Annotated in this window: 26 protein-coding genes and 1 tRNA gene; 17 read left to right on the top strand and 10 right to left on the bottom strand. The window is 65.8% G+C overall.

All coding sequences use genetic code 11. The features are described from left to right. Window positions 1-259: 259 nt before the first annotated feature. The gene (locus tag ACLHHB_RS14005) at window positions 260-1,063 is read right to left on the bottom strand and encodes an undecaprenyl-diphosphate phosphatase (RefSeq protein ID WP_410218898.1); all 804 of its coding nucleotides are present in this window, start codon (window positions 1,061-1,063) and stop codon (window positions 260-262) included. Then, the gene (locus ACLHHB_RS14010) at window positions 1,063-2,049 is read right to left on the bottom strand and encodes a complex I NDUFA9 subunit family protein (protein WP_410218899.1); all 987 of its coding nucleotides are present in this window, start codon (window positions 2,047-2,049) and stop codon (window positions 1,063-1,065) included. The genes ACLHHB_RS14005 and ACLHHB_RS14010 overlap by 1 nt, the downstream gene beginning before the upstream one ends. A gap of 197 nt (window positions 2,050-2,246) precedes the next feature. Here ACLHHB_RS14010 and ACLHHB_RS14015 point away from each other — a divergent pair. The 9 genes from ACLHHB_RS14015 (at window position 2,247) to ACLHHB_RS14055 (ending at window position 7,575) form a co-directional block, all read left to right on the top strand. Next, window positions 2,247-2,331: transfer RNA gene (locus tag ACLHHB_RS14015), tRNA-Leu, on the top strand. Window positions 2,332-2,487: 156 nt separating this feature from the next. Next, a complete protein-coding gene (locus ACLHHB_RS14020; RefSeq protein WP_410218900.1) occupies window positions 2,488-3,102 on the top strand; it encodes a ribonuclease D in 615 nt (204 codons plus the stop codon). A gap of 73 nt (window positions 3,103-3,175) precedes the next feature. After that, a complete protein-coding gene (locus ACLHHB_RS14025) occupies window positions 3,176-4,120 on the top strand; it encodes an SIS domain-containing protein (RefSeq protein WP_410218901.1) in 945 nt (314 codons plus the stop codon). 2 nt (window positions 4,121-4,122) lie between these two features. Then, window positions 4,123-4,698: a hypothetical protein gene (locus tag ACLHHB_RS14030; protein ID WP_410218902.1), complete on the top strand. Its 576-nt coding sequence runs from the start codon at window positions 4,123-4,125 to the stop codon at window positions 4,696-4,698. Between the two features lie 63 nt (window positions 4,699-4,761). Further along, window positions 4,762-5,241 (top strand): lipopolysaccharide transport periplasmic protein LptA, encoded by a 480-nt coding sequence (gene lptA, locus ACLHHB_RS14035; protein WP_410218903.1) that lies wholly within the window; start codon window positions 4,762-4,764, stop codon window positions 5,239-5,241. Next, a complete protein-coding gene (lptB, locus tag ACLHHB_RS14040) occupies window positions 5,241-5,990 on the top strand; it encodes an LPS export ABC transporter ATP-binding protein (RefSeq protein ID WP_410218904.1) in 750 nt (249 codons plus the stop codon). Before lptA ends, lptB begins: the two co-directional genes overlap by 1 nt. 189 nt (window positions 5,991-6,179) lie before the next feature. Then, window positions 6,180-6,755, top strand: coding sequence for a ribosome hibernation-promoting factor, HPF/YfiA family (gene hpf, locus ACLHHB_RS14045; RefSeq protein WP_410218905.1), 576 nt, complete (start codon window positions 6,180-6,182; stop codon window positions 6,753-6,755). Between the two features lie 84 nt (window positions 6,756-6,839). Then, entirely contained in the window at window positions 6,840-7,304 is a 465-nt protein-coding gene (locus ACLHHB_RS14050; RefSeq protein ID WP_410218906.1) for a PTS sugar transporter subunit IIA, read from the top strand. Between the two features lie 82 nt (window positions 7,305-7,386). Beyond that, window positions 7,387-7,575: a hypothetical protein gene (locus ACLHHB_RS14055; RefSeq protein ID WP_410218907.1), complete on the top strand. Its 189-nt coding sequence runs from the start codon at window positions 7,387-7,389 to the stop codon at window positions 7,573-7,575. Window positions 7,576-7,620: 45 nt separating this feature from the next. Here ACLHHB_RS14055 and ACLHHB_RS14060 read toward each other — a convergent pair whose 3' ends face one another. Continuing rightward, complete coding sequence (locus tag ACLHHB_RS14060; protein ID WP_410218908.1) at window positions 7,621-8,490, bottom strand: branched-chain amino acid aminotransferase; 870 nt, start codon at window positions 8,488-8,490, stop codon at window positions 7,621-7,623. Window positions 8,491-8,645: 155 nt separating this feature from the next. On the opposite strand from ACLHHB_RS14060, the gene ACLHHB_RS14065 reads away from it, so the two are divergent. From ACLHHB_RS14065 to ACLHHB_RS14085, 5 genes are read left to right on the top strand one after another with little or no spacing between them, the layout of a single operon-like run. Beyond that, the gene (locus ACLHHB_RS14065; RefSeq protein ID WP_410218909.1) at window positions 8,646-9,164 is read left to right on the top strand and encodes a MarR family winged helix-turn-helix transcriptional regulator; all 519 of its coding nucleotides are present in this window, start codon (window positions 8,646-8,648) and stop codon (window positions 9,162-9,164) included. Between the two features lie 6 nt (window positions 9,165-9,170). Continuing rightward, window positions 9,171-9,878, top strand: a complete 708-nt coding sequence (locus tag ACLHHB_RS14070; RefSeq protein ID WP_410218910.1) for a response regulator — start codon at window positions 9,171-9,173, stop codon at window positions 9,876-9,878. A gap of 30 nt (window positions 9,879-9,908) precedes the next feature. After that, window positions 9,909-10,733 (top strand): uracil-DNA glycosylase family protein, encoded by an 825-nt coding sequence (locus ACLHHB_RS14075; protein ID WP_410218911.1) that lies wholly within the window; start codon window positions 9,909-9,911, stop codon window positions 10,731-10,733. A gap of 55 nt (window positions 10,734-10,788) precedes the next feature. Beyond that, the gene (locus ACLHHB_RS14080; protein WP_410218912.1) at window positions 10,789-12,135 is read left to right on the top strand and encodes an efflux RND transporter periplasmic adaptor subunit; all 1,347 of its coding nucleotides are present in this window, start codon (window positions 10,789-10,791) and stop codon (window positions 12,133-12,135) included. Further along, on the top strand, window positions 12,128-15,484 hold the full coding sequence (locus ACLHHB_RS14085) for an efflux RND transporter permease subunit (protein WP_410218913.1): 3,357 nt from the start codon (window positions 12,128-12,130) through the stop codon (window positions 15,482-15,484). The genes ACLHHB_RS14080 and ACLHHB_RS14085 overlap by 8 nt, the downstream gene beginning before the upstream one ends. On the opposite strand, the gene ACLHHB_RS14090 is transcribed toward ACLHHB_RS14085, so the two are convergent. Then, entirely contained in the window at window positions 15,481-16,311 is an 831-nt protein-coding gene (locus ACLHHB_RS14090) for a protein-disulfide reductase DsbD domain-containing protein (protein ID WP_410218914.1), read from the bottom strand. The genes ACLHHB_RS14085 and ACLHHB_RS14090 overlap by 4 nt on opposite strands. A gap of 194 nt (window positions 16,312-16,505) precedes the next feature. On the opposite strand from ACLHHB_RS14090, the gene ACLHHB_RS14095 reads away from it, so the two are divergent. Further along, window positions 16,506-17,036: a YqgE/AlgH family protein gene (locus tag ACLHHB_RS14095; RefSeq protein WP_410218943.1), complete on the top strand. Its 531-nt coding sequence runs from the start codon at window positions 16,506-16,508 to the stop codon at window positions 17,034-17,036. A gap of 98 nt (window positions 17,037-17,134) precedes the next feature. Here the strand turns inward: ACLHHB_RS14095 and map are convergent, their stop codons facing one another. After that, window positions 17,135-17,932, bottom strand: a complete 798-nt coding sequence (gene map / locus ACLHHB_RS14100; RefSeq protein WP_410218915.1) for a type I methionyl aminopeptidase — start codon at window positions 17,930-17,932, stop codon at window positions 17,135-17,137. Window positions 17,933-18,039: 107 nt separating this feature from the next. Between map and ACLHHB_RS14105 the strand changes: the two genes are divergently transcribed. Then, entirely contained in the window at window positions 18,040-18,780 is a 741-nt protein-coding gene (locus ACLHHB_RS14105) for a competence/damage-inducible protein A (RefSeq protein ID WP_410218916.1), read from the top strand. Further along, entirely contained in the window at window positions 18,780-19,499 is a 720-nt protein-coding gene (locus ACLHHB_RS14110; RefSeq protein WP_410218917.1) for a GNAT family N-acetyltransferase, read from the top strand. The genes ACLHHB_RS14105 and ACLHHB_RS14110 overlap by 1 nt, the downstream gene beginning before the upstream one ends. 88 nt (window positions 19,500-19,587) lie before the next feature. Here ACLHHB_RS14110 and ACLHHB_RS14115 read toward each other — a convergent pair whose 3' ends face one another. From ACLHHB_RS14115 to ACLHHB_RS14135, 5 genes are read right to left on the bottom strand one after another with little or no spacing between them, the layout of a single operon-like run. Beyond that, window positions 19,588-20,409 (bottom strand): tryptophan 2,3-dioxygenase, encoded by an 822-nt coding sequence (locus tag ACLHHB_RS14115; protein ID WP_410218918.1) that lies wholly within the window; start codon window positions 20,407-20,409, stop codon window positions 19,588-19,590. After that, a complete protein-coding gene (locus ACLHHB_RS14120; protein ID WP_410218919.1) occupies window positions 20,406-22,025 on the bottom strand; it encodes an AMP-binding protein in 1,620 nt (539 codons plus the stop codon). Before ACLHHB_RS14120 ends, ACLHHB_RS14115 begins: the two co-directional genes overlap by 4 nt. 18 nt (window positions 22,026-22,043) lie before the next feature. After that, window positions 22,044-22,439: a RidA family protein gene (locus ACLHHB_RS14125; RefSeq protein WP_410218920.1), complete on the bottom strand. Its 396-nt coding sequence runs from the start codon at window positions 22,437-22,439 to the stop codon at window positions 22,044-22,046. Beyond that, complete coding sequence (locus ACLHHB_RS14130) at window positions 22,432-22,821, bottom strand: acyl-CoA thioesterase (RefSeq protein WP_410218921.1); 390 nt, start codon at window positions 22,819-22,821, stop codon at window positions 22,432-22,434. Before ACLHHB_RS14130 ends, ACLHHB_RS14125 begins: the two co-directional genes overlap by 8 nt. Beyond that, window positions 22,818-23,948, bottom strand: coding sequence for an acyl-CoA dehydrogenase family protein (locus ACLHHB_RS14135; protein ID WP_410218922.1), 1,131 nt, complete (start codon window positions 23,946-23,948; stop codon window positions 22,818-22,820). The genes ACLHHB_RS14130 and ACLHHB_RS14135 overlap by 4 nt, the downstream gene beginning before the upstream one ends. Window positions 23,949-23,969 lie beyond the last annotated feature (21 nt).

Here is a 23,969-nt window from a genome sequence, read left to right on the forward strand (position 1 = left end):
CAAATTCGCGATAGATCTCGTGGAAGTCCTCGCTGCGTTCCGTGGCCAGACGTTTCTCGGGCATCTCGCGCGGGGTCGAAACGAACTTGAGCATCTTCTGCGTGGCCATGGCTGCGCTACCTTCCCTGAAAGGACCTTCGCAAATCCATTAAGCCAAGGTGTTCCGAATGAAAAGTCAGCTATACTGACCTATTTGCCAGATTTTATCGGCGAGGTGGAAGTTTTTGGGAAAATTCCTGAAAATAAAGGTCAGCTATTCTTACATACCTGCTGCGAGAGCCAGCAAAATAAGGCTGCCGACAAGAATGCGCCACCAAGCGAACAGCGCATATCCGTGCTGGGACACATACCCTAACAGCCAGCGCACGACGATGATGCCGCTGATTAGGGCTGCAAGAAAGCCGACGCCGATATTGCCGATGGCTGCCGCATCAAGAGCGTCTCGGTTCTTGTAAAGGTCATAAGAGAACGCCCCCAACATCGTGGGCATCGCCAGAAAGAACGAGAATTCGGCGGCCGAGCGCTTGTCGGCCCCCAGAAGCAGTGCCCCGACGATTGTCGCACCCGATCGCGACACGCCGGGGATCATCGCCATGCACTGGAACAGGCCAATCTTCAGCGCCATGGACAGCGGAAATTCCTCGGCCCGGGTATGGCGCGGTGTGGTGGCATGGCGATCCACCCATAACAGGACCAGTCCGCCCAGAATCAGCATGACCGCGATCAGCATCGGCGATTCGAACAGGACCGTCTTGATGAAGTCATGCGCCAGAACGCCGATCACCACTGCGGGCAGAAAGGCCACCAGCACCGCCGTCACGAAGCGGCGTGCCGCCGGATCATGCGGCGCATCGGACAGGATCTGCCAGATCCGCCCCGCATAGACGCCCAGGATCGCCAGCAGCGCGCCCAACTGGATTAGCACCTCGAAGGATCGCGCGGGTGACTCAAATCCCAGGAAGTGGCCTGCCAGAAGAATGTGACCCGTCGACGAGACCGGAATGAATTCGGTCAGCCCTTCGAGAATCCCGAGGACGGCTGCCACGATCGTGTTTTGCGCCATCAGTTGTCGCGCAGGTTCTTTGCAGAACGCTTGATCGCGTCATATTGCCCCGACGGGCGGAAGCGCCAAAGATAGCCGTCGATGACCGAGCCCGCGGCAATCGGCTCGATCCCCAATTCCTTGAAGCCTCGGGCCCCGGGGGAAACCACGTTGTCGGTCCGCAACAGCGCAAGCTGGTCGCGGCTGAGCGTGGTATTGGTGAACAGGCCTCCGGTCAGGGTCTGCATCAAGTCCAGCACCCCGGCCCCGATCCGGGCGACCGGAAAGGGCAGGTTCACGATGGCCTTGCGGCGATGGACCGTGCCCAGGACCTGGTTGACGATCTGCCGCATGGTCAGGACCTCGGGGCCGCCCAGCTCATAGATGCCCGGCTCGGCCTCGCCCGTCGCGCCCAAGACCGCCGCCCGTGCCACGTCCTCGACAAAGACGGGCTGCATGCGGGTGCGACCGCCGACGATGGGCAGGACCGGCGCCATCCGCGCCATGGCTGCAAACCTGTTGTAGAAGTTGTCGTCCGGCCCGAAGATCACCGAAGGGCGCAGCACCACCGCGTCGGGGCGATGGGCCAGCACGGCAGCCTCGCCTCGCGACTTGGATGCGATGTAGCCGCTGTCCGATTCGGTATCGATGCCCAGGCCCGAGATATGGACGATCCGCTCGACGCCCAGTTCGGCGGACAGGCGGGCGATGTTCTCGGCACCTTGTTCGAAGACGGTGTGAAAGGTGCTCTTGCCTTGGGCCGTCAGGATGTTGACGCAGTTGACGGCGGCATCGGCACCGGTCAGCGCAGCACGGACCGACATCTCGTCCCGGATATTGCACATGACGGGCATCACCTGGCCCACCACGCCATAGGTGCGGGTGAACAGCGCTTCGTCCGGGCGGCGCACCGCGATCCGCACGCGCCAGCCTTGCTTGGCCATCAGCCGGGCCACCTGCCGGCCGACAAATCCCGATCCGCCGAAGATCGTGACCAGTTTCGCCATGGGCGTCTCGCCTCCCTCTCATGTGCCGAATATCGTGCGATCCTTACTCTTGCGCAGCGGCTGCGGCAAGGCGCTGCAGGGTCGCGGCACCGGTCCCGGCAAGGGCAATCCCTTGCCTGTCAAAAAACTGTTGAAAAGATGCTCGACCCCCATTGACGGCCCCCACCACTGTCTTTAATCAGCCGCTCACACCACCTGCCCAGGTGGCGGAATTGGTAGACGCGCACGGTTCAGGTCCGTGTGCCGCAAGGCGTGGAGGTTCGAGTCCTCTCCTGGGCACCAAGAAACACCCCCGGCCGCAAGGCTCGGGGGTTTTTCTTTGTCCGCGGCACGATGTGGTCGCGTGATTTTCACTGGATAGGCGCCGCGCTTTCTGGTCAGAAAGGCGCCAGACAGGCTGACCCGCGCGCGGTACAGCGATCCCATGCAGGACAGACGATGAGCATCCATCTGTATCCCAACGACCTTCCCGATGGCCTCGTGCTTGGCCCCGTGGTCGCCATTGACACCGAGACGATGGGCCTGGACCCGCGCCGCGACCGCCTTTGCCTGGTTCAGCTGTCGTCCGGCGACGGCGAAGCGCACCTGGTCCAGATCGACCGCGGCCAGACCGAGGCGCCAAACCTGACGCGCCTTCTGACCGATCCCAAGATCCTGAAGCTGTTCCATTTTGGCCGCTTCGACATCGCCGCGCTGGAAAATGCCTTTGGAGTGGTGACTGCGCCCGTCTGGTGCACCAAGATTGCCTCCAAGCTGGTTCGCACCTTCACCGACCGCCACGGGCTGAAATATCTGCTCAGCGAACTGGTCAGCGTGGATGTCAGCAAGCAGCAGCAGACCAGTGACTGGGGCGCGGCCGATCTGACGGACGCGCAACTGGAATACGCGGCATCCGACGTCCTGCACCTGCACAAGCTGAAGGAAGCGCTGGAGGAACGGCTCAAGCGCGAGAACCGTCTGGGGCTTGCCCAAGCCTGCTTTGACTTCCTGCCGGCGCGTGCCCATCTGGACCTGCTGGGCTGGGGCGACGAGAACGACATCTTCCAGCACTAGCGTTCCTGTTGCCGGGGCAGCGGCTATGTCCCTGACCTTGGCGGATGTCGGAACAAGGATGAAAGGGCCGCGCATGGCAAATTACATCGAGACGGCGCGACGGGTGATTCGGACCGAGATCACCGGTCTTGAGGCGCTGGCCCAAGGCATGGGCCAGGAATTCTCCCATGCGGTCGAGATGATCCTGGCGGTCAAGGGACGGGTGATCGTCTCCGGCATGGGCAAGTCGGGCCATGTCGGACGCAAGATCGCAGCCACGCTGGCCTCGACCGGGACGCCCGCACAGTTCGTGCATCCTGCCGAGGCCAGCCATGGCGACTTGGGCATGGTGACTCGGGACGACTTGGCACTGGTTCTTTCCAACAGCGGCGAAACGCCGGAACTGGCCGATCTGATCGCGCATACGCGACGCTTCCGCATCCCCTTGATCGGGGTGGCGGCGCGGCCGTCCTCGACCCTGATGCGGCAGGCGGATCTGGGACTGGTCCTGCCGGCGGCCGACGAGGCCTGCGGGAACGGGATCGTGCCCACCACGTCGACCACCATGACGTTGGCTCTGGGCGATGCGCTGGCGGTGGCGCTGATGGAGCATCGGCAGTTCACGCCCGAACATTTCCGCACCTTCCACCCCGGCGGCAAGCTGGGCGCGCTGCTGGCGAAGGTGGGCGACCTGATGCATTCCGACATGCCCCTGGTGGCCGAGGATGCGCCCATGTCCGATGCATTGCTGGTCATCAGCCAGAAGGGGTTCGGCGTCACCGGTGTCGTCGATGCCTCGGGCGCGTTGGTCGGGATCATCACGGATGGTGACCTTCGGCGGCATATGCAGGGTCTGCTGGCTCTGGACGCGGCTGCCGTCATGACTCGCGCGCCCCGGACCATTGCCCCCGGCGCGCTTGCCGAAGCGGCCTTGGCCCAGATGCAGGAACGCAAGATCACCTGCCTTTTTGCAGTGGAGGACGGCCTGCCCCGCGGAATCCTCCATATCCACGACTGCCTGCGCGCAGGGCTTGTCTAGGGATGAACCGCACGCGCGTCGTCCGCTGGCTTCGTGTGCTGCTGCCTTTGGCGGCCTTGGCGATGCTGTCGACGATGTTCCTGTTCTCGCGCCGGTCGGACACCGAATCGCGCATCCCTTATGCCCAGGTCGATGCCGAGGCCGCCGCCCGCGAAGGACGCATCGTCGCGCCCGAATACAGCAGCGTCACCAAGGACGGCACGACACTGGCCCTTCGCGCCGCCAGCGTTGCGCCCCGGACAGGCGGCGGAGCGGGCCAGGACCTGCGCCTTGACTGGCAGCGCCCCGACGGGCTGGTGGCGGAGGTGGCCGCGCCATCCGGCGGCATGACCGACGGGCGGGTCTGGCTTGACGGTGGCGTCACGATGGACACCTCGACCGGCTGGCAGATTCGGACCCGACGGGTCGAGGCGGCAACGGCATTGGCCGAAATCATCGCGCCCGAGGGGATCGAGGCCGAAGCTCCGTTCGGTCGGATCGAGGCTGGGCAAATGCGGCTGGCCCCCAATGAGAACGCGCCGGATGAACCGGCAATCTTGAATTTTTTCGGCGGCGTGCGTCTGATATACCGGCCGTGACCGGACCGGCCCCCACAGGCTGGCCCCACGAATTGGCATTGACCTCAAGCAAGGACCCATCGGATGCATCGCCCCCTGCTGATCGCCTTGGCGCTGGCCGCCGCGCAGCCCGCTTTTGCACAGAACACCACCTTCGGGGGGATGCGAGCCGATGTCTCGGCTCCGGTCGAGGTGGCGGCCGACAACCTGACCGTGAACCAGACCGACGGCAGCGCGCTGTTTTCCGGAAATGTCGTGATCGGGCAGGGGGAAATGCGTTTGTCCGCGGACGAGGTGACGGTCCGGTATGCCCAGGGCGGGCAGAACCGCATCAGCGCCCTGACGGCCAGCGGGAATGTCACGCTGGTGTCGGGCGCGGATGCGGCCGAAGCCCAGCAAGCGGTTTATGACGTCGAGGCAGGCAACGTGGTCCTGACCGGCGACGTGCTGCTGACCCAAGGAAACAACGTGCTGTCGGGCGAGCGGCTGACGGTCGATCTGGCCAGCGGTTCGGCGCAGGTCCAAGGCCGTGTCCGGTCCGTCCTGCAACCGGGCGGCAACTGATGCGCCGCATGCCTGTGCAGGACGGGGCGGGGCTGGAGGTGCGGGGGCTACGCAAGTCCTATCGCAACCGGCCCGTCATCCGCGATGTATCGGTCGACCTGAAGCGGGGCGAGGTCGTGGCGCTGCTGGGGCCCAACGGTTCGGGCAAGACCACCTGCTTTTACTGCATCGCCGGCCTGGTGACGGCGGATGCGGGACAGGTTCTGATCGATGGCCGCGATGCCACGCGTCTGCCGATGTTCCGCCGCGCCCGGATGGGCATCGGGTATCTGCCACAGGAAATGTCGATCTTTCGCGGCCTGACGGTCGAACAGAACATCATGGCCGTCCTGGAAGGCGCGCTGGACGATCCGCGCCACCGCCGCGACCGGCTGGAGGAACTGCTGGGCGATTTTTCGATCACGCATCTGCGCAATGCGCCCGCCTTGGCTCTGTCCGGTGGCGAACGGCGCCGGGCCGAGATCGCGCGTTGCCTGGCCTCGGATCCCAGCTTCCTGCTGCTGGACGAACCCTTTGCGGGAGTCGATCCCATTGCCGTGGGGGAAATCCGCACCTTGGTCCACGCCCTGAAGTCGCGCGGCATCGGCGTGCTCATCACTGATCACAACGTGCGCGAGACCCTGGGGATCGTGGACCGCGCCTATATCCTGCACGACGGGCATGTGCTGATGTCCGGAACGACCGACCAGATCGTGGCCGATCCAAAGGTGCGCGAGGTTTATCTGGGCGAAAGCTTCCGCATGGCCTGATGCCCTCTGCCGATGGCGGATGAATTCGTGGTCACGGGCTTGTGCATACCGTTGACAGAACTGATCGGCTGTCACCAAATTGATAAATGCGGGTGCGGGACTGCCGCAGCCGTCAAACCCGTCCCAGCCCTTGCCGGCGTTTCGAACGGGGCCGGTAAGGGCAGGTCGGGCAACCGGAGAGGAAAGACGATGCGCTATACCATCAGCGGAAAACACATCGATGTCGGAGATGCGCTCAGCACGCATGTGAAATCCGAATTGGGCGAAACGATCGAGAAATATTCCCAACGTCCCACCGATGCGACAGTGACCTTTTCGAAGGACGGCCACCAGTTCCTGTGCGACGCGGTGGTTCACCTGTCGACCGGCCTGAATGTCCAGGCGGGTGGATCGGCGGCCGACATCTATGCCGCGTTCGAGGCATGCCGCGAGCGGATGGACAAGCAGCTGCGCCGCTACAAGCGCCGTCTCAAGGATCATCACAACGGCAATACCGGGCCGGTTGTCTTCGGCGAAGCCGACAGCTATGTGCTGGCCGCCGACGAGGATGAATGGGAATCGCAGGACAGCGGCCTGCAGCCGATCATCATCGCCGAGATGGAATCGCGTGTCCCGACCCTTTCGGTGGGTGATGCCGTGATGCAGATGGAACTGTCGGGAACCCCGCTGCTGGTGTTCCGCAACGAGAAACATGGCGGCGTCAACGTCGTCCACCGCCGCGAAGACGGCAATGTGGGCTGGATCGACCCGCGCGGAAATGGCTGATGCCCTTCGCGCATGACGCCTGATATACTGTGCCGCCCCCGACGATCCCGTTGGGGGCGGGCAGCTTGGGAAAGATGCGACGAAATGCTACTCAGTGAAATCCTTCGGCCCGGGGCTGTCCGATCCTTGGGTCAGGTCACCTCGAAGAAACGCCTGTTCCAGGAACTGGCAGATCTGGCGCATGTCGAATACGGGCTTGGCGCGGCCGAGGTGCTGGATGCCCTGCAGGAACGCGAAAGCCTGGGTCCGACCGGCGTGGGACAGGGCGTGGCGCTGCCGCATGCGCGCCTGCATGGTCTGGACAAGGTGGCGGGCCTGTTCCTGCGTCTGGAAAAGCCGCTGGATTTCGATGCGGTCGACCGCCAGCCGGTTGATCTGGTCTTCGCGTTGCTGGCCCCCGAAAGCAGCGGAGTCGATCATCTCAAGGCGCTGGCGCTCGTGTCGCGGACGTTGCGCGACCAGGACCTGCGCGCCAAGCTGAGGGCCAATGATGACGCCGTGGCGCTGCATGCTGTCCTGTCTGCCGCCCAGGGCATCAAGGCGGCCTGAAAGGATCGGCCGGAACAGGGTTTGGGAAATGTCCGATTCGGCCCTATGATGGGCATCCACCAGTCAGGAGGGTCCTTTTCCGATGAGCAAGCATCTGGCTGACCAACCCCGGACGCGCGGCATGTCGCGTTTGGCCGCTTTCCTGCAGCACGAGCGGGCAGACGGGCTGCACAAGGCAGTCCGCAGTCTTCACGCCCGCCCGCAGTCACGCACCGAGGCGGGGCGAAAGATCGCGGAATATCTGCGCATCGCGCGCGGGCGGCTCGGCTGAAGCCATGAAACAGGCCGCCCGGTGGGGCGGCCTGTTCGTCCGGGTTCAGGCGCGGACCAGCGCTTCATAGCTTTCGGCCACGTCGCGGGTGATCTGGCCGACCTGGAAATGCCAGTCGGCGATCTGGCCCACCGGCGTCACCTCGGCGGCCGTGCCGGTCAGCCAGCATTCCTGAAAGCCTTCCAATTCGTCGGGCAGGATGCGGCGTTCATGAACAGTGTAGCCCTTGTCCTTCAGCATCTCGATGATGGTCTGTCGGGTGATTCCGTTCAGGAAGCGGTCTGCTAGGGGCGTATGGATCTCTCCGTCACGCACGAAGAAGATGTTGGCGCCGGTCGCTTCGGCCACATAACCCTCCCAGTCCATGAACAGGGCGTCTGAACAGCCCTTGGCCTCGGCCGCATGTTTGGACATGGTGCAGATCATGTAAAGGCCGGCAGCCTTGGCGGCGGTGGGAATGGTTTCGGGGCTGGGACGCTTCCACTTGGCGACGTCCAGTTTCGCGCCCTGCCACTTGGCATCGCCGTAATAGCTGCCCCATTCCCAAGCGCAGACGGCCATGCGGACCGGGTTGCGCGCAGCCGAGACACCCATGTCGGGTCCTGACCCGCGCCACGCCACCACGCGGACATAGGCATTCTCGAACCCGTTGGCCTTCAGCACGGCTTCCTTGGCGGCGTCGATCTCTTCGGCGGAATAAGGGATCGGCATGTCCAGCAAACGGCCGGACTCGATCAGGCGCAGAGAATGCTCGTGGCTTTTGAAGATCTTGCCGTCATAGCAGCGCTCGCCTTCGAAGACCGAACTGGCATAGTGCAGGGCGTGGGTCAGGATGTGCACCTTGGCATCGCGCCAGTCGACCAGTTCACCATCCATCCAGATCTTGCCGTCGCGATCGTCGTAAGCCGCCGTCATCTCTTTCTCCATCCGCCGCCCGTTTTTCCGATTCTTGCGTTTGTCAGGGCGTATTTGGCATGTTTGTTACGCAAGATGCTTGACGGCTAGCAATGGGTGCGTAGAAAGTCAACAACGCTGCCATATCGGGCAGGCTGGAAAAGGCGAGGGCCGGGATGCAGGAAAAGGCGCGGGTGCAGGCGATGGTGGGCGAGGATCTGCTGTTCCTGACCGACGATCAATTGCGCCGCGGGATCGAGGCCATGTTCTTTGCCTATCGTGCCTTCACGGCCGATCCAGACCTGATCCTGGCGGATCTGAATTACGGGCGCGCCCATCACCGCGCGCTGCATTTCATCCACCGCGAGCCGGGGCTGACGGTTACCTCGCTGCTGGCGGTGCTGGGCGTGACCAAGCAGTCGCTGAACCGTGTCCTGCGCACGTTGATCGAGGATGGACTGGTCGACAGCCGCATCGGCCGGCGCGACCGGCGGGAACGGCAGCTGCACCTGACCGCCGCCGGCCTCCAGCTGGAGCGCCGCTTGTCCGAGGCGCAGCGGGCCCGGATGCGCGCGGCCTATCGGAGGACCGGTCCCCAGGCCGTGGCCGGATTTCGGCAGGTTCTGGAAGCGATGATGGACCCCGAGACGCGGGCGCAGTATCAGGCGTTGAAGGATCTTCCCGAAGACCGTTGAGGCCCCATGACCGCTGCCCCCGATGTTCATCTGCTGGTCGTCGATGACGACGAACGCATCCGCGCGCTGTTGGGGCGGTTCCTGCGCAAGAACGGCTTCATGGTCAGCATGGCTCGGGACGCCGCACAGGCCCGTCGTCTGTTGGCAGGATTGGAATTCGACCTGATCGTCATGGACGTGATGATGCCGGGCGAGGATGGCCTGGCCCTGACCCGCGACCTGCGCACGCGCATCGACACGCCAATCCTGCTGCTGACCGCCAAGGGCGAAACCGAGGACCGCATTTCCGGCCTTGAAAGTGGCGCGGATGATTATCTGGCCAAGCCCTTCGAGCCGCGCGAGCTGCTGCTGCGGATTGGTGCGATCCTTCGTCGCGTGCCCGTGGTCGAGGTGGCACAGCCGAAATACCTGACCTTGGGGGCCTTGCGCTATGACACCGACAAGGGGGAATTGTGGAGCGGCGACGCCCCCCTGCACCTGACCGGCACCGAAACGGCCCTGTTGCGCCGTCTGGCCGCCAGCCGCGGCCAGCCTGTCAGCCGCACCGCCCTAATCGAGGACCTCGGCCGCGGCAGCAGTGACGAGGCCGAGAACGGAGAGCGTGCCATCGACGTCCAGATCACCCGCCTGCGCCGCAAGATCGAGCCCGACCCGCGCGAGCCGCGCTTTCTGCAGACCGTGCGCGGCACCGGCTACATGCTGGTGGTGGACTAGGGCCGCGCCGAGGCATAGCCTGCGCCGGTGATGGATCATCCGACATATCAGGGAATCGCGCTCGACGCAGAAACGGCGCTGGCGCTGCTGGACTGGCAGCTGGAAATGGGCGTGGACATACCGATGCTGGATACGCCCGTGGATCGCTTTGATCTGCCCGCGCGGGCACCGTCCGCGCCCCCCCCGCCTGCCAAGGCTGCGGCCCCCGCCTTTGCCCTTCAGCCTTCCGAGGATGACGATCTGGCAAGCCGGGTGGCTCAGGCCGAGGCCCTGGCGGCGGGTGCGGACAGCCTGGAGGCGCTGGCTGCAGCCCAGGAAGGGTTTGATGGGATCGAACTGAAGAAGGGGGCGCGGAACTTCTGCTTTGCGGATGGCAATCCCAAGGCCCGCGTCCTGGTTCTGGGCGAGGCGCCGGGCGACGAGGAGGACCGCCAAGGCCGCCCCTTTGTCGGCCGCGCGGGTCAGTTGCTGGACCGGATGTTCGCAGCCATCGGAGTGGCACGCGATGCCGTCGATGCCGAACGCGCGCTCTATATCGTGAACGTGCTGACATGGCGTCCACCGGGCAACCGCGACCCCAGTCCGGATGAAATTGCTGTGAGCCTGCCCTTCCTGCGCCGTCATGTCGAACTGGCCTCGCCCGATGTGATCGTTCTGATGGGCAACATCCCCTGCCAGGCGGCTTTGGGAAAGCGCGGCATTCTGCGGCTTCGTGGTCAGTGGGTGCAGGCTTTCGGGCGTCCGGCCCTGCCCATGGCCCATCCCGCCTATCTGCTGCGCAATCCCGCCGCCAAGCGCGAAGCGTGGAGCGACCTTCTGTCCTTGTCGGCACGGCTGGAATCGCTTTCCGTTTAGGTTTCGTTTCCGCATCATGCGTTGATCGGACCGCCCGCCACATGGACCTGACCGCATGCGTTTCCTGACCCGCAGCCTGATGGGGCTGTTCCTGACCTTTCTGACGATCGCCCTTCTGTTTCTGGCGGTTTTCCAGATATGGCAGGCACTGGAAGCACGGCGCGCAGACAGCGGCCCGGCCCGTGCGCCGGCCGAACAGGTCTTTGCGGCCCGGCTGATCCCCATCGCGCCCGAGGTGATCCAGCCGCAGATGCAGGTCTTTGGCCAGGTACAGTCGCGCCGTCAGCTGCAGCTGCGCGCCGGCGCATCCGGCCGGATCGTCCAGATGGACCCCGCCCTGCAGGAAGGCGGGACCGTTGTCGCCGGCCAGCTGCTGGCCCGCATCGATCCCTCGGCCGCGCAGGCCGCGCTGGACAGCAGCCAGGCCGAACGCGATGATGCGCAGGGCGTGCTGGAGGATGCACGCCGCGCCGTCGGCATCGCGGCCGAGGATCTGACAGCCGCCGAACGCCAGGCCGAACTGCGTCAGGCGGCGGTGGCGCGGCAGGAACAGCTGTCGGGCCGTGGTCTTGGCACCAGTCTGGACCGTGAAACCGCCGAACTGGCGGCCTCGACCGCTCAACAGGCCGTGATCAGTCGCCGCGCTGCACTGGCCGATGCCGAAAGCGCCGTGACCGCTGCCAAAAACGCCCTGCGCCGGGCCGAGATCGCCCTGTCCGAGGCACGCCGGGCCTTGGCCGACACCGAGATCCGCGCGGGCTTCGACGGCCGCGTGACCGAGGTGATGGCGGTCGAGGGGGGATTGGTCAGCCTGAACGAACAGTTGGCGCTAATCATCGATCCCGACGCGCTGGAGGTGCAGGTGCCGCTGTCGCTGGACCAGTTTGCCCGACTGGCGGCGGAGGGCAGCCGTTTGCAGGACCACCCGGTGACCGTGACGCTGGACGACAGCGGCCGGATGGCGGCGCGTGCACAGTTGGACCGCGCGGCCGCATCGGTCGCCGAAGGAACGGCGGGACGTGTCGTGTATGCTCGCATCACCGAAGGGGGCGAACGGTTGCGGCCCGGTGACTTTGTCCGCACGCAGATCGCCGAACCGGCCATCCCTGATGCGGCCCGGATCCCCGCTGCGGCGGTGGGTGCGGATGGCGCCGTCCTGGTTGCGGGTGACGAAGGACGGCTGACGGCCATGCCGGTGACCGTGCTGCGGCGGCAGGGGGATGACGTCATCATTGCCGTTCCCGCAGCTCTGGCCGGGACGCAGGTCGTGGCCGAGCGCGCGCCGCAGCTGGGAACCGGCATCCGGGTTCGCGACGCCGCGCAGGATCGCGGGGAAGGACCCGCGGGTCCGCGCCGCCCCGAACAACAGGTCCGCCGGAACGAGGGTGCAAGCCGTGGCTGAGGGTCGCGGCCTCGTGTCCCTGTTCGTCCGCCATGCCACCTTGGCCAATCTTCTGCTGGCGGTCATGGTGGTGGCGGGCCTTTACGCTGCGCCCCGGCTGCGGGCGCAGTTCTTTCCCGATACCGTGGTGCAGGAAATCGATGTCACCGTCCGCTGGGACGGCGCGGGCGCGGATGATGTGGATCGTTCGGTCGTGGGAGTGCTGGAGCCGGCCCTGATGGGCGTCGAGGGTGTGGACCTGACCTCCAGCCAAGCCAGCCAAGGTTCGGCCCGCCTGCGGCTGGAATTCGAACCGGGCTGGGACATGTCTCGCGCGACGGCCGAGGTGGAAACCGCCATCGGCGCGGCGGGCGATCTGCCCGAAGGCGCCGAGGATCCCGAGATCACGCGTCGGGCCTGGCGGGATTCCGTCGCCGACGTGGTCATTTCAGGTCCGGTGGGGCTGGACCAGCTGGGCCGCATCGCGGATGACCTGTCGAACCGGCTTTATGCGCGCGGCGTGACGCGGCTTGGGGTGGCTGGAATCTCGGCCCCGGAAACGCTGGTCGAATTGCGCATGGCGGACCTGATCCGCCACGACCTGACGATGGAGGAGGTCGCTACCGTCATTTCCGCCGCCGCCGCGCCCACGCCGGCAGGGGACATCGCCTCGGGAACGGCGCGGGTGCGGACGGGATCCGAGACGCGCGATCCGGCGGCGGTGGCGTCCCTTGTCCTCAAGGCGCTGCCGGACGGCACGCAGCTGACGGTCGGGGACGTGGCGCGGGTCAGCGACAGCGGCATCGGGCGCGACATCGCCTACTTCGTCCGGGGCGATCCCGCCGTGACGGTCGCTGTCCAGCGCAGCGCCTCGGGCGATGCCATCGGCATGCAGCGCGAGGTCGAGGCTGTCGTCGCGCAGATGGAGCCCGCCCTGCCGCAGGGCGTCACCATGGAACTGGTCCGGGCCCGGGCCGAACTGATCTCAGGTCGGCTGTCGCTGCTTCTGGACAATGCGGTCCTGGGGCTGGTGCTGGTTTTGGGCCTCTTGTTCCTGTTCCTGAACGCCCGCACCGCCATCTGGGTGGCGGCGGGCATCCCTGCCTCGCTGCTGGCGGCCGTGGCCCTGATGTATATCGCGGGCATGACGATCAACATGATCTCCTTGTTCGCGCTGATCCTGACGCTGGGCATCATCGTCGACGATGCGATTGTGGTGGGGGAACATGCCGATTACCGCGCCCGCAAGCTGGGCGAGCCGCCGCAGGTCGCGGCGGAGCGTGCGGCCTTGCGGATGGCGGCGCCGGTCATATCCTCGACCCTGACCACGGTGATCGCCTTTGCGGGGCTGGTGCTGATCAGCGGGCGCTTTGGCAGCCTGGTGGCGGATATACCGATGACTGTCATCCTGGTGCTGGTGGCATCCCTGGTAGAATGTTTCCTGATTTTGCCCAACCACATGGCGCATGCCCTGGCCCACAGCGCCAAGGACCGCTGGTACGACCGCCCGTCAAAGGTGGTGAACCGCTGGCTGGACCGCTTCGTGATGCACGGGCTTCGTCCGTTGACGCGACTGGTGCTGGTCGCGCGCTATCCGGTTCTGGCACTGACCCTGGCGGGTTTGTCATGGTCCGCGACGATGTTGATGACGGGCACCGTGCCCTGGCGGTTCTTTGACGCGCCTGAGCAAGGCAGCGTGTCGGGAAACTTTGCCATGCTGCCCGGTGCGACGCGCGAGGACACGCTGCGGGTCATGGGCTTGGTGCAGGAGGCCGTGGAAGGGGTTGCCGCCACATACGAGGATGAATACGGCACCAATCCCATCACCCACATGATGACGCAGATCGGCGGCAATTCCGGCCGTCCGCTGCCCGGCGCGGAAACCAAGGAGGCCGACCTGCTGGGCGCCGTCCAGATCGAACTGATCGACCCTGATTTCCGCCCTTATTCCAGCTTTGAATTCGTTTCGGCCCTGCAGGAGGCCATGCCCTCCGATCCCCGGCTGGAAACGATCAGCTTCCGCGGTTTTCGCACCGGACCCGGAGGGGATGCGATTTCCGTCCGCATGACAGGGGCCGACGCCGCCCAGTTGAAGGCGGCGGCCGAGGGCCTGAAGCAACAGCTGGCGGATTTCCCGGAAGTGTCTGCGTTGGAAGACAGCATGGACTATGACAAGGAAGAACTGGCGCTGCAGCTGACGCCCCAGGGTGAGGCACTGGGCTTCACCACGGCCGGTCTGGCGCGGGAACTGCGCCAGCGGCTTGGCGGGATCGAGGCCGCGACCTTTCCGGTCGGTACCCGCACCGGGGCAATCATGGTCGAATTGCCCGAAGAGGAACGGCAGGCCGACTTCCTTGACCGCATGATGATGCGTGCCGGTTCGCATCAGTGGGTGCCCTTGTCCGATATCGTGACAGTGACGTCCGAAGCCGGGTTTTCGGTGGTGCGACGGGAAAACGGGGAACGGATGATCCTCGTCACGGGCGACATCTCGGGCGACGATCCGGCGCGCGCGGCCCAGATCACCCAGGATCTGCAGGACCGGCTGATGCCTGATATCGCCGCCCGCTTTGGTGTCACCTTTGACGTCACCGGCCTGGCCGAGCAGGAGCGGGAGTTCCTGAACGACGCATTGACCGGATTCGGTCTGGCGATGCTGGGGATCTACATGGTGCTGGCCTGGATATTTGCCAGCTGGGCACGGCCCTTTGTGGTGATGTCGGTCATCCCCTTCGGCCTGATCGGGGCGGTCTGGGGCCATGCCAGCTGGCAGCTGCCCATGAGCATGTTCTCGATCGTGGGGCTGATCGGCATGGCGGGGATCATCATCAACGATTCCATCGTGCTGATATCGACCGTGGACGAGTATGGGCGCACGAGAGGCCTGCGTCCGGCCATCGTGGACGCGGTGGCCGACCGGTTCCGGCCGGTGCTGCTGACCACGGCCACGACCGTTCTGGGGCTGGCGCCATTGCTTTACGAGCGCTCGTCGCAGGCCTTGTTCCTCAAGCCGACGGTGGTGACGCTGGCCTATGGTCTGGCGTTCGGGATGGTGCTGGTGCTGCTGGTCGTGCCCGCGGTGCTGGCCGTGGGGGCCGATATCTGGCGGGCACGGCAAGGGTTCCGGCGCAGCCTGCGGGCGGGCGCCATGCAGGGCACGTTCCGTCGCGCCAGTGGAGCAGCGGCGGCAGGCTTGGTGCTGACGCTGGTGCCGTTGACCGTGGTCCCGGCCTTGGGGGTGACGCTGCCGCACTGGTGGCCGGTTGCATCGTCGGTCGGGTGGGCCTTGGGTCTTTACGCGCTGCTTCTTGGCCTCATCATGCTGGGCGCCGGATTGGCAATCACCCGCCGCAGCGGGCTCAAGGGTTAGCCTGACGGTTCGCAGCCCAGCATTTCAACCGCGCTGGCGCCTGCGCCCTGGCCCGAGACGACGGTGAGGCGCAGCTGGTTGTGGTCCAGTGCAAAGGGTTGTCCTGTCGGGCCCACCATCTCGACCGCCGCCTGAGGTCCCTCTGGCCCTTGCACGAGATCCGCGCCTGATACCCAGACATCGGGCCGATCCGTCAATTCCACTGCGGCCAGGGTGGCGTCCGGCCCGGGCAGACCGATCAGGACGCGCAGCCCGTCCGTGATCGGCGTGACGTGGCAGGCGGGACGATCCTGCAGCCGGACGGGTTCAGCCTCAAGCGCCTTCCTGATGGCAGGGTCGGCAAGCGCCCTAGCCTTTGGCGCCATCAGGTTCAGCTGTCCGGGGACGCAGATGTTTTCGCACAATCCCAGGTCGATCTGGGCCTTGACCGTGATCGGCAGGGCCGGATCCACGGCATGAGCGGTAAAGGGCAGAACAAGATGGTCGTGATAGCCCATTTCCAACCTCTCGCCGGACCGGATGGCCTCGGGGGCCGGCCAGTGGAAGGTGACGCCTGAAAGGTTCTGCGACCCTTCCCATTCGAAATGGGGGGGCAGGCCGGTATCGCCCGGGCTGCGCCAGTAGGTTTTCCAACCAGGCTGCAGTTGCAATTCCAGCGCCAGCACCCGGTTTCCGGCACGATCGGTCCAGCCCGGCAGCAGGCGTGCCGCCTCCAGCCCAGGCGGCAGATCCTGTCGCGCGGCTTGGCCTTCCGCCTCCTGCGCCTGGGCAGACGCAAGGGGATAAAGCAGGGTCAGAAGGACCAATGTCACGAGGTGCATGTTCATGCTGTCAGCCATAGCGGCCCAAATGCACCTCTGAGAAGTCACAAATCCGCGCAAGGCTTGCAACATTCCGTCCCGATCACGATTTAAACGAAAAAGGAGCGATGATGAGCAGCACCCCCTTCGACCAATCAGGGCCGCATCTGAACCTTGGTGATGCCGACCCCCAGAACCTGACGGGCAAGATCCTGATCGCGATGCCCGGCATGGCTGATCCGCGTTTCGAACGCTCGGTCGTGCTGGTTTGCGCGCATTCGGAAGAAGGTGCGATGGGACTGGTCCTCAACCACCCCCTGCCCGAAATCGATTTTGGCGACCTTCTGGAACAGCTTGGGATTCAGGCGGATGACCAGACGCGCCGGATCGAGGTCCGCTTTGGCGGCCCGGTCGAGCCGGGGCGGGGCTTTGTCCTTCACAAGGTGGCCGAGCATGGCGAGGATCCCGAAGGGCGGCTGCGAATCGGGCAGGCTCTGGCGATGACGACTACCCGCGACATCCTTGAGGATCTGGCGCATGGCCAGGGGCCGGATCCGGCGGTGTTGGCCTTGGGCTATGCGGGCTGGGGGCCGGGGCAACTGGAATCGGAGATGCTGGCGAATGGCTGGCTGACCGGTGATGGCGCCGAAGATCTGATCTTCGATTCTTCGGATGACGACAAATGGCAGCGTGCATTGCGTGCCCAGGGGGTCGACCCGTCACTCCTGTCGGCCGCCGCCGGCCGTGCCTGATCCTGTGATGCGGCCCGGGGGCCCCGCCTCTAGGCCGTAAAGCCACCGCCCTTTGGCAAGGCGTGCAGGGGGCGATCCGCCCCCCGTTCATCACCCTGTCAATTGATTTGCGGGAAGAACCGGTCTGACGGCGTGAAGATCTCGCATCCCTCAGCCGTCACGCCGATCGAATGCTCGAACTGCGCGGACAGGGACTTGTCGCGCGTGACGGCAGTCCAGTCGTCGGCCAGAACCTTGGTTTCGGGGCGGCCCAGGTTGATCATCGGCTCGATGGTGAAGAACATGCCTTCTTCCAGCACCGGACCTTTTCCGGGGCGGCCAAAGTGCAGCACGTTCGGCGGGGCATGGAACACGCGTCCGATGCCATGGCCGCAAAAGTCGCGAACCACCGACATCCGGCGTTCTTCGGCATAGGTCTGGATCGCTGCGCCGATGTCGCCAAAGGTGGCGCCCGGACGCACGACCTCGATCCCCTTCATCAGGGCGTCATGCGTGACCTGCAGCAGGCGCTGCGCCTTCAACGGAGCGCGTCCAGCCACATACATGCGGCTGCTGTCCCCGAACCAGCCGTCCAGGATCACCGTCACGTCGATGTTCAGGATGTCCCCATCCTTCAGCACCTTGTCACCCGGGATGCCGTGGCAGACAACGTGGTTCACGCTGATGCAGCTGGCATGCTGGTAGCCGCGATAGCCGATCGTGGCCGAAGTCGTGCCCAGTTCCTCGACCCGGGCGCGGATGAAATCGTCCAGCGCCCCGGTGGTCGTTCCCGGCTGCACCATCGGTCCCACCTCGTCCAGGATCCGTGCGACGACGGCGCCCGCGCGGCGCATCCCGTCGAAGTCCTCGGGCATGTGGATGCGGATGCCCTCGCGGGTGATACGGCTTTCGTCCATCGCAGATCCTTTCTTCATCCGGCCTAGATAGAGACGCAGGCCCACTTGTTCCAGCCCTTCGCGCGGGCATAGAAAGACGGAACCGCATCCAGAAGGGAACTACGCCCATGCAATCCGACAACCCTACCGCCGCAATTCTGGTCATCGGGGACGAGATCCTGTCGGGCCGTACCCGCGAGGGGAACGCCCACCACCTGGCTCAGGTCCTGACCGCCACCGGCTTCGACCTGCGCGAGATCCGCGTCGTGGCTGATGATCACGGCCGTATCGTGGCGGCAATCCGGGCTCTCGATCACAGTCTGGGGGGCGACTATGACCTCCTGTTCACCTCGGGCGGGATTGGGCCGACCCATGATGACATCACCGCGGATGCGGTCGCCGATGCCCATGGCACCACCGTCGCGATCCACCCCGAGGCGCGCGCCCTGTTGCAGGATCGCTGCGACCGCATGGGGATGGAGCTGACGGAAAACCGTCTGCGCATGGCACGCATTCCGGTGGGGGCAACGCTGATCGACAATCCTGTTTCGGCTGCGCCCGGTTTTTCCATCGGCGGCACGCATGTCATGGCCGGCGTGCCCGAAGTGTTTCGCGGCATGGTCGACTGGCTGATCCCGCGCCTGCCCGGCGGCCGTCCCGTTCAGTCCCTGACGGTCGAGGTGCGGCGCGGGGAAAGCGACGTGGCCGAGGATCTCAAGGCCGTGGCTGCCGAGTACGGCGACCTTTCCCTTGGCTCCTACCCTTTCCGGGACGACACCGGCTGGGGTACGAACCTGGTGGTGCGCGGCCTGGATGCAGGACGCGTGGACCAGGCCATGGCCGCGTTGCGCGCGCGGATCGGGGTCTGATGACGCGTCCGGATGCCGGACTGGCTGCAGCTTTCGAGGCGACCTGGCCGTCTGCCGAGACCTGCCGCTGCGGCGGCCTGCAGGTCGGGCGGGGATTGGGGGCCGGCGGGCGGGTCAGTTCGGCCCTTGCGGTTGCGCCGTGGGACAGGGATGACCTGGACGCCGCCGAGGCCCGGCACGCGGCATGGGGGCAGGCGCCCCTGTTCCGCGCCTGGGATGACGACAGCGCCCTGACCGATGCCCTGATCGGACGGGGATATCATATCCAGAACCCGACCCTGGTCATGATCGCGCCCGTTGCCACTCTGACCGATCGCCCGCTGCCCCCGGTGACGGCCTTTTCCGTCTGGCCTCCCTTGGCGATCCAGCGCCAGATCTGGGCCGCAGGCTCCATTGCCCAGGCCCGCCAAGCGGTGATGGAGCGTGTGGCGCAGCCGAAGGCGGCGCTTTTGGGCCGCATCCGCGACCGCGCCGCCGGTGCCGGTTTCGTTGCCTGCCATCAGGACGTGGCCATGGTTCACGCGATCGAGGTTCTGCCCCCATTCCGCCGCCAAGGTCTTGCGGGGTGGATGATCCGACAGGCTGCCTTCTGGGCTGCCGGACATGGCGCGACCCGCATGGGTCTTGCCGTCAGCCGAGCCAACTCAGGCGCCGTAGCAACCTATGCCAGCCTCGGCTTTGCCGTTGCCGGCAGCTACGCCTATTACGCCCGCCCCTGATCCGGCTCTGGCCGGCCGGCATCGACCGCGACCGGTCCGCAGGGCCGGGCGCCACCGGATCGGTCCTGCAGTTCCGAAGGGACGGCCGTCACAACTCGGTCCGCAGTTCCCACAGGTCAGGGAACAGCACGATGTCCAGCATCCGGCGCAGATAGTTGACACCGGATGTTCCGCCTGATCCGCGCTTGAAGCCGATGATCCGTTCGACCGTCGTCACGTGGTTGAAGCGCCAGCGACGAAAGTAATCCTCGAAATCGACCAGTTTTTCGGCCAGTTCGTACAATTCCCAGTGCTTGGCGGGGTCACGATAAACCTCGATCCAAGCGGCTCGCGCGGCCGGGTCCGGCTGATGCGGCCGGTCCAGCACCGCGCGGGCCGGAACGTCGAAGCCCGCCGCCCGCAGCCGCCCCAGCACCTCGTCATAAAGCGATGGCCGCGCGGCCTCGGCCTGCAGCGCCTCGGCCAGATCCTCGCGATGGGCATGAGGGCCGACCATCGCCATGTTGCGGTTGCCCGCCACGAACTCGATCATCCGGTACTGGTGCGACTGGAAGCCGCTGCTCTCGGCCAGCGCGGGACGAAAGGTCGAATATTCGGACGGCGTCATCGTGCGCAGCACGTCCCATGCCGAATTCAGCTGTTCCATGATCCGCGCCACCCGGGACAGCATCTTGAAAGCCGGCCGCAGGTCGCCTGCAGCGATCCGGGCGCGGGCGGCACCCATCTCCAGCAGCGCCAGCTTCATCCACAGTTCGGAGGTCTGGTGCTGGATGATGAACAGCATCTCGTCATGGGCATCCGACAGCGGATGCTGGGCGGCCAGCAGGCGGTCAAGGCCGAGGTAGTCGCCATAGGACATCCGCCCGTCGAACGACATGCGGGCGCCTTCGGATGCGGGGTCAACGGTCATTGCTTCAGCCTGAACCTCTGGATCTTGCCGGTCTGGGTCTTGGGCAGGGCACTGCAGAAGACGACGCGGCGGGGATATTTGAACGGCGCAATCGCATCCTTGACGTGGCGCTGCAAGCGTTCGGCCATGGCCTGGTCCGCAACGGTTCCGGGAACCAGCACGACATGCGCTTCGACAATCTGGCCGCGCTCCGGATCCGGGGCGCCGATGACGGCACATTCCAGCACCTCGGGATGGGCCAGCAGGGCCGCCTCCACGTCCGGACCCGCGATGTTATAGCCCGAGGACACGATGATGTCGTCGCAGCGGGCGGCGAAATGAAACCGCCCGTCGTCATCCTGCCAGAAGGTGTCGCCGGTCAGGTTCCAGCCATCCTGCACATACTCGCCCTGCCGCCCGTCATTGAGGTACCGGCAGCCGGTCGGCCCGATGACCGCCAGCCGCCCCATCTCGCCGCGCGGAACCTCGGTCCCCTGGTCGTCCACGATCCGCGCGCGATAACCTTGCACCGGACGGCCGGTGCAGCCGGGATGACTGTCGTCCAGACGGTTGGTCAGGAAGATGTGCAGCATCTCGGTCGCGCCGATGCCGTCCAGGATCGGCTTGCCGGTCCGGTCGCACCATTCCTGCCAGATGGGGGCGGGCAGGGTCTCGCCCGCGCTGACCGCCACACGCAGGCTGGACAGGTCCGCGCCCTCCTGCATCGCGCGCAGCATGACCCGATAGGCCGTGGGTGCCGTCACGCAGACGGTCGCACGGTGGGTCTGGATGATCTCGATCATGTTCGGCGGCGAGGCGTTTTCCAGCAGGACCGCCGAGGCACCGAAGCGCAAGGGAAAGACCGCCAACCCGCCAAGCCCGAAGGTGAAGGCCAGGGGCGGGCTTCCGACGAACACGTCGTCGGGCGTCACGCCCAGCACCTCGCGCGCATAGCCGTCGGCGATGATCAGGACGTCGCGGTGGAAATGCATCGTGGCCTTGGGTTCCCCGGTCGAACCCGAGGTCATGCCCAGCAGCGCCACGTCGTCCCGCCCGGTCCGCACGGCCTGGAACCGCACCGGCTTGGTCAAGGCCGCCCGGTCCAGCTCGGCGTCATGGTTGGCGGTGCCGTCAAAGCCCACGACCGTGTTCAGAACCGCCGATCCTTTTGCCGCACTGACCAGTACGTCCATCAGCCGCGTGTCGCACAGCGCGTGACTGACCTGCGCCTTGTCGATCACCTGCGCCAGTTCCTTTTCGCGCAGCATCGGCATGGTGTTGACCACGACGGCCCCCGCCTTGGTCGCGGCCAGCCAGCAGGCCACCATCGCCGGGTTGTTGGCCGAGCGGATCAGCACCCGGTTCCCGGGCTTCACGCCGTAATCCTCGACCAGGGCATGGGCCAGCCGGTTGGTCCAGTCCGACAGTTCCTTGTAGGTCCGGGCGCGGCCGTTGCCGACCAGCGCGACCCGGTCGCCAAATCCGCGGTCGACCATGCGGTCGGTCAGTTCCGCCCCCACGTTCAGCCAGTCCGGATAATCGAAACCCGAAACGTCGATCACCGGCCAAGCCTCGGGCGGGGGCAGGCTGTCGCGCGTGAAGCTGTCCGTATGTCCGCTTGGTCCCAACGCTGCCATGATCCCTGTCCCCTGCTGTCAGTCCGGCACGACTGCCGTTGCCTCGATCTCGACCTTGGCCCGGTCCTCGACTAGGGCCACCACCTGCACCAGCGCCATGGCCGGGTAATGCCGTCCGATCACCTCGCGATAGGCCGCGCCGACCTCGCGCAAGGCCTCCAGGTATTCACGCTTGTCCGTGACATACCATGTCATCCGCACCAGGTGCTGCGGCCCCGCGCCTCCTTCGGCCAGGACCGCCATGATGTTTTCGAGCACCTGCCGCACCTGGCCCGCAAAGTCGTCGGTCTGGAACTGCTGGTCGGCATCCCAGCCCACCAGCCCGCCGGTAAAGATCATCCGCCCGCGCGCCATGACGCCGTTGGCATAGCCCGAGGCACGCTTCCAATGCGCGGGATGAAGGGGTTCATGCATGATAGGCCTCCAGCACGGTGCGGATATCGTCGGGCCAGGGCGAGGGCGTGAAGTCCTGCGCCATCCAGACCACGGTCGCCCTTGCCTCGATCCGGTCTTCGGCGGTGACGCGGAACCGGGCGCTGGTGCGGCCCAGATGCTCGACCTGCAGTTGCCAGTCCAGACGGTCGCCCAGACGCGAGGGCTTGCGGAAATCCATTTCCAGCCGCACCGTCGGCATTCCCTGGCCGGCGGCCATCATCGGGCCAAAGCCGTGGCCCACGATCTCGAGGAAGAAGTTCTCGACCATGTGGTTCACCATCTCGGCATAACGGGGATAAAAGACGATCCCCGCCGGGTCGCAGTGGCAGAACTCGATCGCGATGCTGCGGGTATAGGTCATGCGCCCTCCAGAACGCTGCGGGCGATGACCAGCCGCTGCACGTCGCTGGCCCCTTCATAGATGCGCAAGGCGCGGATCTCCCGGTAAAGGCTCTCGACAGCCATGCCGCTGCGCACGCCGTCGCCGCCATGCAGTTGCAGGGCCTGGTCGATGACCTCCTGCGCGGTCTCGGTTGCGTACAGTTTTGCCATTGCGGCTTCGCGGGTGATGCGGGGGGCACCCTGATCCTTGGCCCAGGCCGCGCGATAGACCAGCAGGGCGCTGGCATCGACCTTCAATGCCATGTCGGCCAGATGACCCTGGACCATCTGCAGGTCCGCCATGGGCGCGCCAAAGATCTGCCTTTGCCGCACCCGATGCAGGGCCTCGTCCAGCGCGCGGCGGGCAAAGCCCAGGGCGGCCGCGCCCACGGTCGGGCGGAAATGATCCAGCACCGTCATCGCGATCCGGAAGCCTTGGCCCGGCTGGCCGATCAGCGCCTCGCCGGGCAGGCGGACCCCGGTCAGGCGCAGATGCGCCAGCGGGTGCGGCGCCATCACCTCGATGCGGCTGACGACCTCCAGCCCCGGCGTGTCGGCGGGCAGCAGGAAGGCCGACAGACCCCTTGCCCCCGGTGCCTCGCCCGTGCGCGCGATGATGACGTAAACATCCGCGATCCCGCCGTTCGAGATATAAGTCTTTTCCCCGTCCAGCACCCAGTTCTCGCCCTCGCGGCGCGCGCTGGTTGCCACCCGCGCCACATCCGAACCCGAGCCCGGCTCGGTCAGCGCAAAGCCGGACAAGGCCTGCCCGCTGCGCGTCCGCTCCAGCCATGCGCGCTGCGCCGGGCTGCCGAACAGCGTCACCGCGCCCATGCCCAACCCCTGCATGGCAAAGGCGAAATCCGCCAGGCCGTCATGGCGGGCCAAGGTTTCGCGGATCAGGCACAGGCTGCGGATGTCCAGCGCCTCGCCCCCCGAATGGCGCAGCCATCCGGCCTGGCCCAAGGCCGCCACCAGCCCCCGGCAGGCCGCATCGACATCGCCATGATCCACCGGCAGCGCGCCCTGCGCCCAATCCTCCAGTTCCGCGGCCAGGACACGGTGGCGATCCTCGAAAAAGGGCCAGTCCAGAAAACTTCGATCCATCGTCCTGCTCATATCCTAAAG

The sequence above is a fragment of the Paracoccus sp. (in: a-proteobacteria) genome, from assembly GCF_046462195.1.
GTDB lineage: Bacteria > Pseudomonadota > Alphaproteobacteria > Rhodobacterales > Rhodobacteraceae > Paracoccus.